This window comes from Vreelandella arcis (assembly GCF_900103865.1).
Taxonomy (GTDB): domain Bacteria; phylum Pseudomonadota; class Gammaproteobacteria; order Pseudomonadales; family Halomonadaceae; genus Vreelandella; species Vreelandella arcis.
Genome location: NZ_FNII01000022.1, coordinates 33,038 through 50,146, shown reverse-complemented (window position 1 = coordinate 50,146; position 17,109 = coordinate 33,038). Strand labels below are relative to the sequence as shown.

Annotated in this window: 18 protein-coding genes; 2 read left to right on the top strand and 16 right to left on the bottom strand. The window is 57.6% G+C overall.

The window, feature by feature from the left end:
* Positions 1-20 precede the first annotated feature (20 nt).
* Positions 21-1,337 carry a UDP-glucose dehydrogenase family protein gene (locus tag BLR97_RS18290; RefSeq protein WP_089708177.1) on the bottom strand — a complete coding sequence of 439 codons (1,317 nt, stop codon included), beginning with the start codon at positions 1,335-1,337 and terminating at the stop codon, positions 21-23.
* Between the two features lie 194 nt (positions 1,338-1,531).
* On the opposite strand from BLR97_RS18290, the gene BLR97_RS18285 reads away from it, so the two are divergent.
* Together BLR97_RS18285 and BLR97_RS18280 are read left to right on the top strand one after the other, a co-directional pair.
* A complete protein-coding gene (locus BLR97_RS18285; RefSeq protein WP_089708174.1) occupies positions 1,532-1,837 on the top strand; it encodes a hypothetical protein in 306 nt (101 codons plus the stop codon).
* 313 nt (positions 1,838-2,150) lie between these two features.
* Positions 2,151-3,188, top strand: a complete 1,038-nt coding sequence (locus tag BLR97_RS18280) for a serine hydrolase domain-containing protein (protein WP_089708172.1) — start codon at positions 2,151-2,153, stop codon at positions 3,186-3,188.
* A gap of 21 nt (positions 3,189-3,209) precedes the next feature.
* Here BLR97_RS18280 and BLR97_RS18275 read toward each other — a convergent pair whose 3' ends face one another.
* The 15 genes from BLR97_RS18275 to BLR97_RS18205 all read right to left on the bottom strand — a co-directional run bounded on the left by BLR97_RS18275 (position 3,210) and on the right by BLR97_RS18205 (position 17,030).
* A complete protein-coding gene (locus tag BLR97_RS18275) occupies positions 3,210-3,767 on the bottom strand; it encodes a YqhA family protein (RefSeq protein WP_089708170.1) in 558 nt (185 codons plus the stop codon).
* A gap of 25 nt (positions 3,768-3,792) precedes the next feature.
* Positions 3,793-4,386 (bottom strand): exopolysaccharide biosynthesis protein, encoded by a 594-nt coding sequence (locus tag BLR97_RS18270; protein ID WP_089708168.1) that lies wholly within the window; start codon positions 4,384-4,386, stop codon positions 3,793-3,795.
* Positions 4,379-4,843, bottom strand: coding sequence for a tellurite resistance TerB family protein (locus tag BLR97_RS18265; RefSeq protein ID WP_089708166.1), 465 nt, complete (start codon positions 4,841-4,843; stop codon positions 4,379-4,381). The genes BLR97_RS18270 and BLR97_RS18265 overlap by 8 nt, the downstream gene beginning before the upstream one ends.
* A 34-nt stretch (positions 4,844-4,877) precedes the next feature.
* Entirely contained in the window at positions 4,878-5,882 is a 1,005-nt protein-coding gene (locus BLR97_RS18260; protein WP_089708164.1) for a nucleoid-associated protein, read from the bottom strand.
* A gap of 21 nt (positions 5,883-5,903) precedes the next feature.
* The gene (locus tag BLR97_RS18255) at positions 5,904-6,665 is read right to left on the bottom strand and encodes an ABC transporter permease (RefSeq protein WP_089708162.1); all 762 of its coding nucleotides are present in this window, start codon (positions 6,663-6,665) and stop codon (positions 5,904-5,906) included.
* A gap of 1 nt (position 6,666) precedes the next feature.
* Positions 6,667-7,596: an ABC transporter ATP-binding protein gene (locus BLR97_RS18250; protein ID WP_089708160.1), complete on the bottom strand. Its 930-nt coding sequence runs from the start codon at positions 7,594-7,596 to the stop codon at positions 6,667-6,669.
* Between the two features lie 73 nt (positions 7,597-7,669).
* Positions 7,670-7,948 (bottom strand): peptidylprolyl isomerase, encoded by a 279-nt coding sequence (locus BLR97_RS18245; RefSeq protein WP_089708159.1) that lies wholly within the window; start codon positions 7,946-7,948, stop codon positions 7,670-7,672.
* Positions 7,949-8,021: 73 nt separating this feature from the next.
* Positions 8,022-9,101: a serine hydrolase gene (locus BLR97_RS18240; RefSeq protein WP_244511391.1), complete on the bottom strand. Its 1,080-nt coding sequence runs from the start codon at positions 9,099-9,101 to the stop codon at positions 8,022-8,024.
* A 29-nt stretch (positions 9,102-9,130) separates the two neighbouring features.
* Positions 9,131-10,255: a heparan-alpha-glucosaminide N-acetyltransferase domain-containing protein gene (locus tag BLR97_RS18235; RefSeq protein WP_089708156.1), complete on the bottom strand. Its 1,125-nt coding sequence runs from the start codon at positions 10,253-10,255 to the stop codon at positions 9,131-9,133.
* Positions 10,256-10,329: 74 nt separating this feature from the next.
* Positions 10,330-11,100, bottom strand: coding sequence for an SDR family NAD(P)-dependent oxidoreductase (locus BLR97_RS18230; RefSeq protein WP_089708154.1), 771 nt, complete (start codon positions 11,098-11,100; stop codon positions 10,330-10,332).
* Between the two features lie 43 nt (positions 11,101-11,143).
* Positions 11,144-12,307 carry a Gfo/Idh/MocA family protein gene (locus BLR97_RS18225; RefSeq protein WP_089708152.1) on the bottom strand — a complete coding sequence of 388 codons (1,164 nt, stop codon included), beginning with the start codon at positions 12,305-12,307 and terminating at the stop codon, positions 11,144-11,146.
* 24 nt (positions 12,308-12,331) lie between these two features.
* Positions 12,332-13,387, bottom strand: a complete 1,056-nt coding sequence (locus tag BLR97_RS18220; protein ID WP_089708150.1) for a sugar phosphate isomerase/epimerase family protein — start codon at positions 13,385-13,387, stop codon at positions 12,332-12,334.
* Between the two features lie 80 nt (positions 13,388-13,467).
* Entirely contained in the window at positions 13,468-14,421 is a 954-nt protein-coding gene (locus BLR97_RS18215; protein ID WP_089708148.1) for an ABC transporter substrate-binding protein, read from the bottom strand.
* A gap of 88 nt (positions 14,422-14,509) precedes the next feature.
* Positions 14,510-15,526, bottom strand: a complete 1,017-nt coding sequence (locus tag BLR97_RS18210; protein ID WP_089708179.1) for an ABC transporter permease — start codon at positions 15,524-15,526, stop codon at positions 14,510-14,512.
* The gene (locus tag BLR97_RS18205; RefSeq protein ID WP_089708146.1) at positions 15,519-17,030 is read right to left on the bottom strand and encodes a sugar ABC transporter ATP-binding protein; all 1,512 of its coding nucleotides are present in this window, start codon (positions 17,028-17,030) and stop codon (positions 15,519-15,521) included. The genes BLR97_RS18210 and BLR97_RS18205 overlap by 8 nt, the downstream gene beginning before the upstream one ends.
* Positions 17,031-17,109 lie beyond the last annotated feature (79 nt).

The window sequence follows — 17,109 nt, the reverse complement described above, 5'->3', positions numbered from 1 at the left end:
GGGGGGGGTGGAAATGCACGTTAGCGCCCTACCCCGAGGTATGTGAGCCCCGCTTCCCACACAGCCTTAGGAGCGAACAGGTTGCGCCCATCTACCACCACACGGTCTTTGAGCTGGCTGGCGAGCCAGCTAAGATCGACGCTGCGAAATTCTTTCCATTCGGTGCAAATCACCAGGGCATCTGCGCCTTTTACCGCTTGAATGCGGTCGCCGGCGAGCATCAGGTCGTCGCGCTCGCCGTAAAGGCGGCGGCATTCAGCCATGGCTTCCGGGTCGAACGCCTGCACCTTGGCGCCCGCTTGCCATAACGCTTCCATTAGCGTGCGGCTGGGCGCTTCGCGCATATCGTCGGTATTAGGCTTGAACGCTAACCCCCATACCGCAATCGTTTTGCCTTCTAAATTACCCAGCGTTGTTTGCAGTTTTGTGAATAGCGTTAGTTTTTGCTGTTGGTTCACGGTTTCCACCGCGCTTAACAACGCGGGCGTGTAGCCAAGCTGGCGGGCGGTGCGCTCAAGCGCCTGCACATCCTTGGGGAAACACGAGCCGCCATAGCCACAACCGGGGTAAATAAAGTGGTAACCAATGCGCGGGTCGCTGCCGATGCCGCGGCGCACGTCTTCGATATCTACATCCAGACGTTCGGCTAAATTGGCCATTTCATTCATAAAGCTGATTTTGGTGGCCAGCATGGCATTGGCGGCGTATTTGGTCAGTTCCGCGGCGCGGACGCTCATGAACATCAGCTTGTCATGATTACGGTTATACGGCGCATAGCACTCATGCATACGTGCTTTGACGTGCTCGCTGTCGGTACCGACGACAATGCGCGCGCCACGGGTAAAGTCCTCAATGGCTGCGCCTTCTTTCATGAATTCCGGGTTGGAGCACACATCAAAGGGGATATCAGCGCCGCGCGCGGCCAGCGTTTCCGCCATGGCGGCGTGGACTTTTTCGGCGGTGCCCACCGGCACGGTGGATTTGTCGATCACCAGCTTGTAATCGTTCATGTGCTCGCCGATGGTTCTTGCGACATCCAGCACATAGCGAAGATCGGCACTGCCGTCTTCATCCGGCGGCGTGCCCACCGCGATAAATAGCAACTCGCCTTCTTGAACCGCTTGCTCGGCGTTGGTGGTAAAGCTCAGGCGGCCTGCATCTACGTTATGCGCGACGATGGTGCTTAGCCCCGGCTCGAAAATAGGGACTTCACCGGCGTTAAGCTGGGCGATGCGCTCGGCGTTAACGTCCATACAGGTGACTTGATGGCCGACATCGGCCAAGCAGGCGCCTGCGACTAATCCAACGTAACCGGTTCCAAAAACACTAATATGCATGCCGTGTTAACTCACTCATCAATACGGGGTGGCGAATATAAGGGCGAGCTTATCACGTCGCTTGAGATTTGATGACGGGCCATTGAAGGAAAACCTGATATAGACGTTGGTCTAGTATCGACATTAGTCTATAATGCAGTGCAACACAGGCATTAAACCTCATTCCTGCCGAACTAACGTATTTGGAGAAGAGAATGCCCACCGATATGTCCACCGCCAGCCACGTTCAGCGCAGCCTACGTCATTGCTTGGCCGTTGTGGCCGAACTGCTTTACGACAACGGCCATGTGCTAGAGAGCATCACCTCAGCCCAGCGCGGCCTCAGCCGTAAAGAATTACAGTCGCTGACCCAAAACGCCCCTGCCTGGGCCACCTGCCAGCAGGTATTAGAGACCAGCCACGCGGCTACCCGCAACGAGCAAGGGCGGTTTGTGCTAACGCCGCTGGGGCGCGAGTTGATGTTTGATATGTTTGGCGAAGGCGCAGCGGACTGCGCCTAAGTAACAATGACGTCGGTTAATCAGCGTTTTTAGCGTAGGCCGAGCATCGAAAGAATAAACAGCACGACCACTATCAGTCCTATGATATAGATAATATTTCTCATAACAGCACTCCTTGCGTATTGGCGGTGGATAGGCAATTGCCTATTCGCGACTAAAGCCTAGCAGCCCTTGCCGCGCTTTGCGTAGCTTACACGTGGCGACGCTCAGGTATCGGCTATAAAAAGTCATTTGTATTCCTCCCTGACACTAGCGACTGGAACCCTTACCCGGCCATAAGCTCAAAGAGATTCCTATCTGCTGAGGGATCGCTATGCGCTCGCTATTTTCCGCCGTCTGTATGAGCTTTTTAGCCGCCACCCCGTTCTCCTCCCCCGTACTTGCCCAAGAAACCTCTGACGCCCCTAGCGCTAGAGCGCTGCATACCCTCAGTGAGAGCGCTCGAGGCTATTCGCACCTGCACAGCATCGTGGTGGCGCATCAGGGCGAGGTGATTTATGAACACCACCAGGGCGGGCCTGGCGTTGATGCGCCAGCGAATATCAAGTCGCTTTCCAAAACCGTGCTAGCGGCACTGGTGGGTGCCGCCATTGAGGCGGGTATTATCGATTCCACCGAGCAATCCTTAGTGTCGTTACTCGGTGATCGCGTGCCACCGGCAGCGGCCCCTGAGGTTGCCGATATTACCGTGGGGCATTTGCTATCATTACAAGCGGGGCTTGAGCGTACCTCGGGGCAAAACTATGGTGCCTGGGTGGCCAGCCCCAACTGGGTGGAAGACGCCCTAACGCGGCCCTTCGTCGACCGACCGGGTGGCCGCATGCTGTATTCCACCGGTTCAAGCCATCTGCTTTCTGCTGCGCTGACCTACGCGAGCGGCGAGTCGACCCATGCCTTGGTCAAGCGCTTGCTGGGCGAGCCGCTTGATATTGCGATTCAACCGTGGCTGCGCGACCCTCAGGGGGTTTATTTTGGCGGCAACGAGATGCAGCTTTCGCCGCGGGCGCTGGTGGAAGTTGGCGAGCTGTATCGCAACGATGGCCTCGTCTCTGATAACACCGGCAATGGCCAGCGCGTGCTGCCGGAAGACTGGGTCGAGCGCTCGTGGACGCCACGGGGAACCTCGCGCTGGACCGGCGACGGATACGGCTATGGCTGGTTTATCACCCAATTGGGCGGTGAAGATACTTACTACGGGCGGGGGTACGGCGGCCAAGCGCTGTTTGTCATCCCCGAGCGCGCCTTAACCATTGTGATAACTGCTGACCCCAGCCCGCCCTCGCCCGGCGGGGAGTTTCAGGAACGGCTGAATGCAATGGTGGCGGCATTGCTCACTCACGATGCAACCTAACGCTCATGACGCCCGCAAGGGCTATTCTTTTTTGTGGCCAAGGCTCATCAGATAAAGCGCGGCGGCCAGCGCCAGCACCGAAAGCGCCAGATAAATTGCCTCGAGGGGGGTGGCAAAGCGAATATCCACCACCGCGCGGAAGAATTCGATAATCACCGCTAATATCACCACCCGGGCGATTTTATCCTTGAGCTGGTCTAACGAGGCGACGTTGAACGGGTGGTGGGGATAGCGCTCTTCTGCCTGATCGATACGCGATACGAACAGCCGGTAGATTCCCAGCCCGAAAATCATCAATACAATGGCAATAAGATAAATATCCACGGCGATGATGATATCGGGCACCAGGCTTTCGTGGATATCGACGCTGCTATCCACGAAGTAGTAGTGCAGCGTGCGTAATACGACCTTGGCGATATCCACAGTACCCACCAGGAACAGCATCACCGAGCCCAGCAGGCTAGGCACCACGGCCAGCATGACCAAAAACCGCGAGTTCCATAGCGCGGTTTCTATACGACGCTCCCAACGGCCTTGGGAGGCAGGCGGCTTAGGGGGTGTCGGTGGCGTATCGGTCATCGTTGATTCCTTGTAAGCGCAAATTTTAAAGCAGGCCGACGAGGATGAGCGTGCAAGTGGCGCCGAACAGCACAAACCCCAATAGCAACATAAGACCATCCCGCGCGACCAGACCTAGGCCCAGCAGCGACAGCGCCAATCCGGCGCCATTGGCCGAAAAAGGGACAAATTCCATCGGCGGCATGGCCAGAGCAATCAACAGGCACACCACCGCCGTTACGCGGATGCCTATATAGCCGGTTAGCCACGGCAAGCGCACCCGTAACAGCCCATCAATCCAACGGGCGGGCTTTTTCATCAAGCGTAGGCCTTTATCAAACTTAGGCTGTGAGATAGAACGCTTGAGCAACCATTGGGGTAACCAGAAGGTTTCCCGCCCGGCCAATAGCTGCACCGAGACCAACAGCACCAGCGTGGCCATCAGGGTCGGCATGCCGGGAATATCGCCGATAATCGGTGCCAGGGTGATAAGCCCTGCCACCAACAGCAGAGGGCCGAACGAGCGCCGCCCTATGGCGTGAACGACATTGTTAACGCTGACTCGCTGAGCGTCCTGCTCCATGCGTTCCATCAACGCAATTAGATCCATTAATGTTGAGCCGTCGTTGCGATCACTCATTAGGGGTAAAACGCTCCTCGGATAGCAGCTTGGTGCGAATAAAATCGCTGTGACTGACGTGCAGCAAGTCGGCCAGGCGACGAATACGGTGCTCTTCTAAAGCATCCACGTTGCCATCGGCCCAGGCCAGCTGCCACATCAACGCGACCAGTTCGCAGCGTTGCTCGTAGCCGTAGTGCTCTTTGATCAGGCTAACGAATTGGTAGTGGTCGACCGCATCTTCCACTTCATCCCGCGCCAGCGCCATCAGCTCGTCAACGTCGTTTTCGCTCAGTTGGTAGCGCTGCAACAGCATGCTGCGTAGAGCGGCGAGCTCGGTGTCGCTGGTTTCGTGGTCGGCGCGGGCGATTTCAACCAGCAACGCCGCTGAGGCCAGCTCAAGCGTGAGGGTTTGGTTGTCGCGCTGTTCGGGTTGCGAAAGCGTGCGCTGAAAAAATTGGCTAATCGCCTCCAGCATGACGGCTCTCCTGATGTCGGGTGTGAGTCCTAACTTACGAATCGCGAGTTAACTGATCTTTTAGCTGCTTGGGCACCTGCTTGATAATCAGGCGATCCTGGGCAGCGTCGTACTCAATACTTGAGCCGAGCAGGTGCGAGTCAAAGCTGATCGAGACGCCGCCAGCGCGCCCGGTAAAGCGGCGAAATTGATTCAAAGTGCGCTTGTCGGGGGGAATTTCCGGCGCTAGGCCGTAATCCGCTTGGCGAATGTGCTCGTAAAAAGCTTTGGGCTGCTGCTCGTCGACCAGCTCTGAGAGTGCCTCCAGCGTCATGGGTTCCCCCCGGCGCAACTGATCGTTGGCGTAATCCACCAAATTGTCAGTTTTCTCGCGGCTGGCCTCGTCGTCAAAGTCTTCTTTTTCGACGTAGTCACTAAAGGCTTTTAGCAGCGTGCGGGTTTCTGTGGGGGCATCGACACCCTCTTCCATGCCCAATAGTTGAGCCAGCCCTTCGGCCAGCTTTTTGCCGCCGCGGTCTTTCAGAAACGAGACATATTGGGCGTCAGGCGCGTCGCTTTGCCATTGAGTGAGGTTAACCCGCGCCGCCAGGGTAAGCTGGCGGGTATTAAGCTGGGCGGCGGGCACGGCTTGGTGCGTATCGTTAATGCCAATCCCTTCGCGCTGGTGAACCAGCGCCATCAGCAAGGTATCGGTATCACCCTGACGCTGGTGGCTGATGACTAAGTAACCACTCACTGACAGCTGTTCTTGCAGTTGCTTGGCGAGCCGTTCGGCCAGCGCGCCGGAAAGCTCGGCAAAGCTCTGCTCATCGGCTAGATAGTCGCGCAGCCAAACCGACAGCGGCCCGGCGTTTTCACCTTCCTCGGCAAACCGGCCCCAACCTTTGGGCTTGGTGTTGTAGGTGTCGTTAAGCGCGCTAACCAGGCTTTCCATTACCGGCTCGGTGCTGTCGGCCTCGGCGGGGGCAGTGGTCAGCGTAAGGCGCTCCCCATCCAACGTGGGGTCTAAGCGGTGAACCATACTATGCAGTAGGGGCATAAAACTTTCGACGCTCCCTTATTAGGGTTTGAGACGATAACCGGTACGGAAAATCCAGCCAATGGTGGCTAAACAGGCGGCGAGGAACAGGCCGATCATGGCGACGCTGGCGCCCAGGCTAACGTCGCTAATACCGTAAAAGCTCCAGCGGAAGCCGCTGACCAAGTACACCACTGGGTTGAGCAGCGTGACGCCCTGCCAAAACGGCGGCAGCATGTCGATGGAGTAAAAACTGCCGCCCAAGAACGTCAGCGGGGTAATTACCAGCAGCGGCACCAGCTGCAGCCGGTCAAAGCCTTCCGCCCAGATGCCAATAATAAAGCCGAGCAGGCTGAAGGTAACCGCGGTGAGCACCAGAAAGGTCAGCATCCACAGCGGATGCGCCACTTCCAGCGGTACAAAAAAACCGGAGGTGGCGAGAATGATCAGCCCCAGCAGAATCGACTTGGACGCCGCCGCCCCTACATAGCCCAGCACAATCTCCAGGTGCGAAATTGGCGCTGATAGCAGTTCATAAATGCTGCCGGAAAACTTGGGAAAGAAAATCCCAAACGAAGCATTCGACACGCTTTGGGTGAGCAGCATCAGCATAATCAGCCCCGGCACGATAAAAGCACCGTAGCTGACGCCGTTCACTTCGCTGATCCGCGAGCCAATCGCCGCGCCAAACACCACAAAATACAACGACGTGGAAATCACCGGCGACACAATGCTTTGCAGCAACGTGCGGCGGGTGCGCGCCATTTCGGCCATATAAATGGCGCGAACGGGGTATAGATTCATATTAGGCCCTCACCAAGTCGACAAAAATATCCTCGAGCGAGCTTTGCCGGGTATGTAGGTCTTTGAAGGTAATGCCTTCACGTTCAAGGGCGGTGAGCAACGTCGGGATACCATGCCCATCTTCTTCCTGATGGCCGTCGTAGGTGTAGATCAGCTCATAGCCCTCGGCGGACAAACTGAGCTCTGGGTGGTCAAGCGAGGCCGGCAGCGCTTCCAGCGGCTCGTTGAGATAGAGCGTCAGCTGCTTGCTGCCCAACTTGCGCATCAGTGCTTGCTTATCTTCGACCAGCACAATTTCGCCGTTGTTAATCACGCCGATGCGGTCGGCCATCTCCTCGGCTTCTTCGATATAGTGCGTGGTCAGGATGATCGTTACGCCGTTATCGCGCAGCTCGCGCACCACCTGCCACATTTCCCGGCGCAGCTCGACATCGACACCCGCCGTGGGCTCATCCAAAAACAAAATGCGCGGCTCATGGGAGAGCGCTTTGGCGATCAGCACGCGGCGTTTCATGCCGCCCGACAGGGTAATCAAGCGATTATCGCGTTTTTCCCATAGCGCCAGCGATTTGAGCACGCTTTCGATATGCGCGGGGTCAGGCGCCTTGCCAAACAGCCCTCGGCTGAAGCTGACCGTGTTCCATACCGTTTCAAAGGCCTCGTTAGTTAACTCCTGGGGCACCAGGCCAATGCGTTCACGGGCTTGGCGGTAGTCGGTTACGTTATCGTAGCCATCCACCAACACCTCGCCTTCGCTGGGCGTAACCAAGCCGCACACCACGCTAATCAGCGTGGTTTTACCCGCGCCGTTAGGGCCCAGCAAGGCAAAAATTTCGCCGCGCTGGATAGTTAAGTCCACATGGGATAACGCCTGAAAGCCACCTTTGTAGGTTTTATTCAGGCCGTTAATGGTAATAATCGGATCGTTCAAGGCGTACTCCTCACACCGCGACGCAATAGTTTCAACACCATGGTCGCGGTGCTTGACGGCCTTTTAGGCAGAATTAAGTGCGTTCGGTAATTTCCAGCAGATGGTAGCCAAACTGGGTTTTCACCGGGCCGTGTACTTGGCCCACTTCACCGCTGAAGACGACCTTATCGAACTCTGGCACCATTTGGCCGGGGCCAAAGCTGCCAAGATCGCCGCCTTGACGGCTGGAGGGGCAGCTAGAGTGCTGCTTGGCGACTTCGGCAAAGTCACTGCCGTTTTCGATCTCTTCTTTGAGTGCTAGGCACTGTTCTTCACTACTGACCAAAATGTGGCGGGCGCTGGCGCGTGTCATAGGGTGCTCCTGACTGTATTTAGGTTCTAGGGTTTATGAATCGAGGTTAAACTTTAAAAAGGGCAATAGTTTATCACGGCTTGCCGATTGCACCGCTATAGCGAAGGGCTTCGCCCACGCCCGCCAGGGCACGTTCGTGGGCGCTGACGGCTACCGGCCCCTGGGTACACACAACCACCGCCCAGGCGGTGTTGGGCATATCGGCGCGCTCCGCTATCCCGGCATCGCAGCTGCGGCGGTCTTGTGTACCGGTTTTATGCGCAAAGCGGACTTCATCGCCCAGGCCTTGCTTTAGCCGCTGCTCACCGGAGCTTGTATCGGCCATCAGAGAAAGCACCGTATTCCCTGGTGGGCCTTGCAGGTCGGGCATCGTTCCTCGGTATAGGGTCGCCAGCAGATCACCAAACGCACGCAGGGTGCCCACGTTTTCGCCACTGGCGTGGTAGGCGTCGAAGGCACGATGGTAATCGGGCTGATCGAGCGCTTGGGGAGACACCTTTAGCCGCGCTGCCAGGGCGCCGGGGCGCTGGCTCACTGGGGATTGGCGCAGGGCGATAAAATCCATACCGCCCAGCAAGCGCGCGCCGGGGTGTAATTCGACATAAACACCCTGTCGCACGTCCACTAGTTTGGAGATCGGCCCCAGGTTGTCAGGGTTGCCCCCGTTAGCCGCCACCATGGCCTTAGCACGCTGGTTAACATTATCCAGGCCGACGCGATCAATCAGCATATCCGTGGCAGTATTATCGCTCACAGTGATCATGTGTTCGAGCAAATACCCCACGGAAATAGGCGTGCCGGGATCGTGCCAATTGGTCGGCCCGGCGCCATCGACATAATCGCTTTGTGTCAACGTCAGGCGCTCAGCCGTGGCAACGCGCTGGCCCAGCACCTCTGCCGCCACCGGCACTTTAATCAGCGAAGCGAGATACCAGGGCTGGTCAGCCTGCCAAGCGTAGGCTTCACCGCTAGCCAGGTTCTGCACATAGACGCCAATATCGCCCGCGAAGCGCGCCTCTAATTTCTCCAGGCGAGCGTTGAGGTCGCTTTGCCAGGCGCTTCGTTTGTCGACTTCATAATACCAATCGGCGTGAGCAGGGAGCGCTAATAGCAGCGCTACTGCAACCAACCCATATTGAATCCAGTGTCGCAAATCGTAAGCTCCAGACGTTATTAATCGTTTTAACGATGTTTCGCCATCCAACGAGTTCCCCAAATCCATAGGGCAGCGCCAAGTATCAACAAGCCGCCAACGCCGAGTGCCTGTGGATAGGTATACATCCCCTCGCCTTGCCACAGAAAACGCAGCACCAGAAAAATCATCACGATATGGAAGATAAACGCTTTGAGCGCGTCAGAGCCGACAATCGTCAGCGGCATTAAGGCCTTGGCTGCTTTGGTGCCGCCAGCAAGCGCGAGGGCAAACAACACCAGCGCGCCGCCCAGGCTAAATAGCATAAAGGCGAGCCCCGGCGGATGTTTACCCTCGTTATTGGCCACCGCCAGCATGGCGGCGTAAACATCACCCCCGACCAACGCCGAGGCATAAAAACCACCCACCATCAGCGCCCCCAGCCCTAGTAGCGTGAGGGTAAGGCGACGTTTCAGCGCCGGATCGCTGGAGCATCGCAATAAGGCTTCACCCAATAACAACCCGAGCAGAACAAGTGGCGCACGGCTGATCTGACCCCAGGCATAATGGTCTTCATGGTCCACCAGCAGTGCTTTGAGGATATCGTTACCGCCAAACGACAGTCCTTGTAGCCACGCCGTAAGCGAGGTAAGCCCAACAATAACCGCCAGCCGGCTCCACAGCGGCGCGCGTGCCCATAGCGGCAAAATTAACGGCACCCATAGCAGCGCGATGGCGTAAAACCCAAGTATTTCCACCCAGATACCAAAGCGCCCGTAGAGCAGCGCATCGACGATTTCGCTGGGCGTGTAGAAAGGTAGCATCTCGATGATCAGCAGGGCTTTATACCAAAACCATACTTCAACGGCGCGTAGCCACAGTTTCAGGCGGCGCTTAGGCCAGTCCTCACGGTACACATGGGAAAGAAACGCCACCGCTAACGCGACACCAAACACGAGGATAAACAGCGACGAGGAAAACTTGGTGAGAAAATGAATCGGCACCATACCCCAGTCGGGCACGTTGCGAATGCCCACCAAGCCACTGACCGAATGGCTGACAATCATCAAGCCGATGGCGATACCGCGGGCTAAATCGATCGCCTCTATGCGGCCATCTGCTCTGGGCAGTTGGGGCGCTTCGTTCCATTTTAGGGGCATCCATTTCAGGGGCATCGAGACATCCTTGTGGGGCGCAATGGTCAAATCATCACGCAAATCGATGCGTTACACCATAGCAGGCTTGCCCCCTACCCCCAGCCCGCGTCCACCGCCAACTCCTGACCAGTGATAGCCTGACTTTCGTTGCTGGCTAAAAACAGCACCGTAGGAGCGATATGCTGGGGTTCAAGGCGAAGCTTGAGGCACTGGCGCTGTTGAATGGCAGCTTCGTCATCGGGGCCAATCCATTTTTCGAGCTGGCGTTCGGTCATCACTGCGCCGGGCACCAGGGTATTGACGCGGATATTATGCTCACCCAGGTCGCGGGCCAGGCTGCGGGTCAAGCCGTGTGCTGCGGCTTTGGCGGTGACGTAGGCAGGCAGGCCGCCCAGCGCCATCTGCACGCTGACCGAGCCAAAGTTAATGATCGAGCCGCCGCCCGCCCGGATCATTTGTTCAGCCGCCGCCTGGGCAGCAAAGAACATCGGCCGTAGGTTGAGCGACATACGCTCATCCCAATAGGCAACATCCACATCCCGCCAGGCGTGTCGATCATCGCTGGCGGCATTGTTCACAAGAGTGTGAATCGGCCCGATGTTCTGGCCGGTCTCGGCGATAACCTGCTGTAGGCTTGCCACGTCGCGAATATCGCAGTGGTGGTAAAGCGGCGGTTCACCGGGTTCGGCACTCAGTTCGGCGACCAACGCCTCGCTGGCTTCGTCGTTGATATCGACAAACACCACCCGTGCGCCCTGTTGATGAAAGGCACGGGTAAGCGAAGCACCAATGCCGCTGCCGCCACCGGTAATAAAGACCACCTTCTGCTCAAGGCTCCCATAGCGCGCTGAGTGCTGGTTCATAGCGGCTCTCTCTTGATGTTGTTGTTATCTCAGACGACCGTCTTCACATATCTACCCACTGCCCACCGGCGGCGGACGAGGCCAGCGCGCGGGTAATAAACGTAAGGCCATCGACACCGTCGGCTACCCCCGGGGTTTGCAGCGCCAGCGCATCGGCGCGTTCACCTCGTTGATGGGCGTGGATTTGCAAGGCGAAATCGCTGTAGAGCTGGGCAAAGGCTTCGAGATAACCTTCCGGATGCCCCGGTGGGATTCGTGCAGCCGCCATGGCGGCTTCGCCCAGGCCAGGGCCGTTGCGGGTCAAGATCCGCGGGGGTTCTCCCTGCGGTGAATGCACTAGCTGGTTGGGCGTTTCCTGGCGCCACTCAAGGCCACCTTTGCTGCCATAAACGCGTAGCTGAAGGCCGTTTTCATTGCCCGGCGCTACCTGGCTCGACCACAGCATACCCCGTGCGCCGCCCTTGAAACGCAGCAGCATATTCACGTTGTCATCCAGTGCTCGTCCTTCGACAAAGGTGTGCATATCGGCGGCGAGGGATTCGAGCTCCAGGCCGGTCACATAGCGCGCAAGGTGATAAGCGTGGGTGCCGATATCGCCCAAACAGCCCGCTGGGCCGCTGCGCTTGGGGTCGGTGCGCCACTCGGCCTGCTTCACACCACTGTCTTCCAGACGGGTGGAAAGCCAGTCTTGCGGGTACTCCACCTGCACGACACGAAGCTCGCCCAGCTCGCCGTTGGCCACCATGTCCCGGGCTTGGCGTACCAGCGAGTAGCCGGAGTAGTTATGGGTCAAGCCGAAGAACAGCCCCGTCCTTTCCACCAGTTCGGCAAGGGTTTCGGCCTCTTCCAGGGTGATGGTCATCGGCTTATCGCAGATCACGTGGAAACCCGCTTCAAGAAAGGTGCGCGCTACGTCGAAGTGGACATGGTTGGGGGTCACAATGGCGACCACGTCGATAGCATCCGAGCGCTTGCGCTCCGCCTCAACCATGGTTTGGTAGTCGGGGTAGGCGCGATCGTCGTCAACGTGGAGCTCCGCGGCGGCAGCCCGACTGCGCTCGGGGTCAGAGGCAAAAGCCCCGGCGACCAGCTCGTAGTGGTCATCCAGCCGTGCGGCGATGCGGTGTACCCCGCCAATAAACGCACCCTGGCCGCCGCCGACCATGCCCAGGCGAAGCCGACGCGGTGCGTCGTGTTGATTGCTCATGTCGTTTTGCTCCCCTTTGTGCAATTAGCTGAGACCCAGAATGCGTCTATTGGCGGCTTCGTCGGAGCCACCGTCGGCGAAGTCGTCAAACGCCCGCTCGGTGACCTCGATAATGTGGTCGCGGATAAAGGTCGCGCCTTCACGGGCGCCGACTTCCGGGTGCTTCAAGCAGCACTCCCACTCCAGCACCGCCCAACCGTGGTAGTCGTTGGCCGCCATCCACGAGAAGATCGACTTGAAGTCGATTTGGCCATCGCCCAGGGAGCGGAAGCGGCCCGCGCGCTCCGTCCACGACTGATAGCCTGAGTAAACGCCCTGCTTAGGGCTGGGATTAAACTCGGCGTCTTTAACGTGAAACATCTGAATATGGTCGCGATACACATCCAAAAAGCCCAGGTAATCGAGCTGCTGCAGTATCAGGTGGCTGGGATCGTAAAGGATGTGGCAGCGCGGATGGTTGCCGACCCGCTCAAGGAACATCTCAAAGGTAATGCCGTCGTGCAGGTCTTCGCCGGGATGAATCTCGTAGCAGAGGTTCACGCCCGCTTCGTCAAACGCATCCAGAATCGGCCGCCAGCGATTCGCCAGTTCGTCAAAAGCGGTTTCGACCAAGCCCGCCGGACGCTGGGGCCAGGGATAGATGAACGGCCACGCCAGCGACCCGGAGAAGGTGCCGTGATCGGTGAGGCCGAGGTTTTGCGATGCCTTGGCGGCCAGCTTGAGTTGATCAACCGCCCAGGCCTGGCGCGCCTTGGGATTACCGCGCACCTCGGGCACCGCGAAGCCGTCGAACATCTCGTCGTAAACGGGATGCACGGCGACCAACTGGCCCTGAAGGTGGGTGGAGAGTTCGGTGAGCGCCAGACCGTGTTCAGCCAGGGTGCCTTTGATCTCATCACAGTAGGTGCGACTTTCGGCGGCACGCTTTAAATCGATCATGCGCGCATCCCAACTGGGAATCTGCACGCCCTGATAACCCAGCCCCGCCGCCCAAGCGGCAATGCTGTCGAGACTATTAAAGGGGGCTTCGTCACCGGCGAACTGGGCGAGAAAGAGCGCTGGCCCTTGGATGGTTTTCATAGGACTCTCTCAGTGAAATCTAAATGACGTGAGTAGAGGAGCGCGGGTGGTTTCACCCGCGCCTTTTGGTCAGACGGTGATCAGAACGGCGAGTCGGGGAAGTAGTACTGCTCGGCGTTCTCTTCGGTGATCAGCGGCGAACCCAGAATGTACTTACCCAACACCGGGCCATTGGAGACAAAGTGCTGCACGGTAAGATCCATGGCCGTAGCGATCATGGCGGGCGGATAGAGCACATCCACCGGCACCAGTTCGTCGCCTTCCATGACTCGCTTGATAATGTCCTTCATGCCCGCGCCGCCGACGATAAACAGCTCGTCTTCACGATCCGCCTGACGCACGGCTTCAATGACGCCGAGGGCGATATCGTCATCCTGGGCCCAGACGGCGTCGATGTTATCGAAGCGCGACAGGTAGTCCTGCATGACTTCAAAGCCATCGTCACGATTCCAGTTGGCGTGCTGCATATCGAGAATATTGACGTCGGAACCTTCGATCGCTTCCTGGAAACCTTCCACCCGCTCATCGTCAATCACGGTAGGAATACCGCGCAGCACCACAATGTCGCCTTCGCCATCAAGACGCTCGCGGATGTACTCGCCGGAAACGCGGCCTAACTCATGGTTGTTGCCCGCCACGTAGAGATCTTCGATGCCCTCTTCAGTTAAACCTCTATCCACCACGGTCACGAACACACCCGACTCTTTAACCCGGCGTACCGGATCGGTTAGCGGGCCCGACTCAAAGGGCAGCACCACCAGCGCATCGATATTGCGCAGCGATACCAAATCCTCCAGATCATTGGCCTGTTCGCCGGGCGTGCCCGCCGTGGAGATAGTGATTTCGATGTCAGGGTAGAGGGCTTCAAGGCGCTCTTTAGCCTCTTCGGCGTGGTAGTTGACGCCCCCCGTCCAGCCATGGGTGGCGGCGGGGATAGAAACGCCGATGGTATATTCCTGGGCAACGACGGCGCTGGAAAGCCCTATTGCTGTCGTGGTGGCCAACGTCGCCACTACTGTTTTGATGCTTGGCATGATGATGCTCCTTTCGTGTTTGTACTTGTTATCTTGCGAGCGAGTTTAAAGTTGCAGTGGGTGGATGTTGAGCTGGTTTCATTTGGCCTTAAGGCCCTGTTTTCCTCCATGATGCACGCTGCAGGTAGACCGCCACGATGATGATGGCACCTTGTACTGTGCCGTTGAGGTAGTTGGAAATGGCGTCGGTCAAATTGAGAATATTGCCAATCATGGTGAGCATGATGGCGCCCACCACCGTGCCCCAGATGCGCCCATGCCCGCCCTTTAGCATGGTGCCACCAATGATCACTGCAGCAATCGCCTCTAGCTCCCAGAGCACCCCGGTAGCGCCAGATGCAGAACCCAGTCGCGGCACATAAATAATCGTCGCCAAGGCCACGCACACGCCTTGCAGCATGTAGGTCATGGTTTTGATGCGATCCACGTGAATGGCGCTGTATTCGGCGACTTTTTCATTAGAGCCGATGGCAAAGCAGTAGCGCCCGAAGCGGGTGTAGTTGAGCAGAATGTAGCCAATGATCGCGACCGCCAGAAACACCCAGACCGGAATGGTGATACCCAGGAAGCTGGCGTAGTACACCGGGCGATAGATATCGCGCACCGCCCAGTCAAGAGTTAGGGTGCCGCCATCAGCGAGGTAAGTGACCAGTGAACGATAGATACCCATAGTGCCAAGGGTGACGATAAAGGCTTCGATTTTGCCTTTGGTGGTAACTACACCATTGATAAAGCCCGCGCACAGCCCTAGCAACAACGAGGCGCCCACACCGAACAGCACGGTAGTTAGCCCCGCGCCAAACTGCTCCACCAGGCTGTTCATCAGGATAATCATGACCCCGGCAATAAAGGCGGCCATCGACCCTACCGAAAGATCCAGCCCGCCCGCGGTAATTACGAAGGTAGCGCCGATAGCGATAATGCCGATAAAGGCACTGCGGGTGAGCATGTTGGAGAGATTATCCAGCCCCAAAAAAGCCGGATTGATCAGCACGCCCAACAGCGCCAAGACCACCAGCGCCACAAAAGGTCCCCAGGTTTTCAGGTCAATGGCGAAGCCTTTTTGCTTAGCGATTTGTTTATCAGCCGTTTTGTTATTAGCCATAACGCTGCTCATCTGCCCCTACTCCCTTAATGCCGGATGCGTACTGCATGATTTCTTGTTCATTAATTTGCTCATCTTCGAGCACCCCGGTCAGTACCCCGGCGCACATTACCGCCACCCGGTGGGACAGGCCGATCAACTCACCCATTTCTGAAGAGATCAATATCACCGAGCAGCCCGCCTCGGTTAATTCATGGATAAAGTGATAGATCTGGTGCTTGGTTCCCACATCGATGCCCCGGGTCGGTTCGTTGATAATCACGACTTCAGGGTCGATGGACATCACCTTGGCGAGCAGTAGCTTCTGCTGGTTACCGCCGGAGAGTTCAGCAGCGGTGCGCACTGCCGTGCGCAGGCGAATATCAAAGCGCTGGATAGCTTGCTGGAAGGCTTGCTCTTCAAGACGGCGATCAATAAGCGGGTGGCAGTGAGCACGTAAATTGAGCAACGTAACGTTGGAGCGCAGATCCATATTGAGCACCAAGCCTTTGCCTTTACGATCCTCGGTGAGATAGGCAATGCGCTGATGCACCGCATCGCGCAGATTGCGCAACACCACCGGCTGACCGTTGCGCAGCACTTGTCCGGCGCTTTTGCCGCGCAGCCCAAGCACCGCTTCAATTAGCGCGGTGCGCCCAGCGCCAACAATTCCGCCAAACCCTAATACTTCGCCCCGGCGCAGGGTAAAGCTGGCTTGCTTAACGGCGCCGGGTACCACTATATCTCGCGCTTCCAGCACCACCGGCGCATCCGCCGCCAGTTGCGTACGCGGAGGGTACATCTCGTGAATTTCACGGCCCACCATCAGCCGTGCCAACTCTTCTTTGCTGCGCCCGGCCATGGGGCCGCTATCCACCAAATAGCCGTCGCGCAGCACCGTCACGCGGTCGGCAATCTGCTCAATTTCACGCAGCTTGTGGGAGATATACACAATCGCCACGTCCCGCTGGCGCAGGCGGTTGATCAGTGCAAACAGCACCTTTACTTCGTTTTCGGTCAGGGTCGCGGTGGGCTCATCCATAATCAGCACGCGCACGTCGCGGGTGATGGCCTTAGCAATCTCGACCATCTGCTGATCGGAGGTACTTAAATCTTTCACTCGGGCGCGCGGGTCAACGTCGGTTTCAAGCTCCTCAAGCGTCGCCCGGCTTTGTTCCCGCATGGCTCGCCGATCCAGAAACATCCCGCGGCGTAGTTCGCGGCCCAGGAAGATGTTCTCCTCCACGCTGAGCTGTTCCGCTAGCGCCAGTTCCTGGTGGATCATTACCACGCCGTCGGCCTCCGCCTCACCGCTGGAGCGGTAGTGTCGTTGGCTGCCGTCCACCAACACCTCACCCGACGTCGGGGGAAGATAACCGGCCAGGATTTTTACCAAGGTCGATTTGCCAGCGCCGTTCTCGCCCAGCAGGGCGTGTACTTCACCCGCCTGCAGGTCGAGATCAACGTCGAATAACACTTGGTTTGCACCAAACGAGCGGCAGAGCTTGCGCGCTGATAACAGCATGGGGCCACCTGAATTATGTCTATTGTTATTGTGTTGGGGCTTATCAACAGCGATTGTTTAAGGATGATGCTTTATTTAC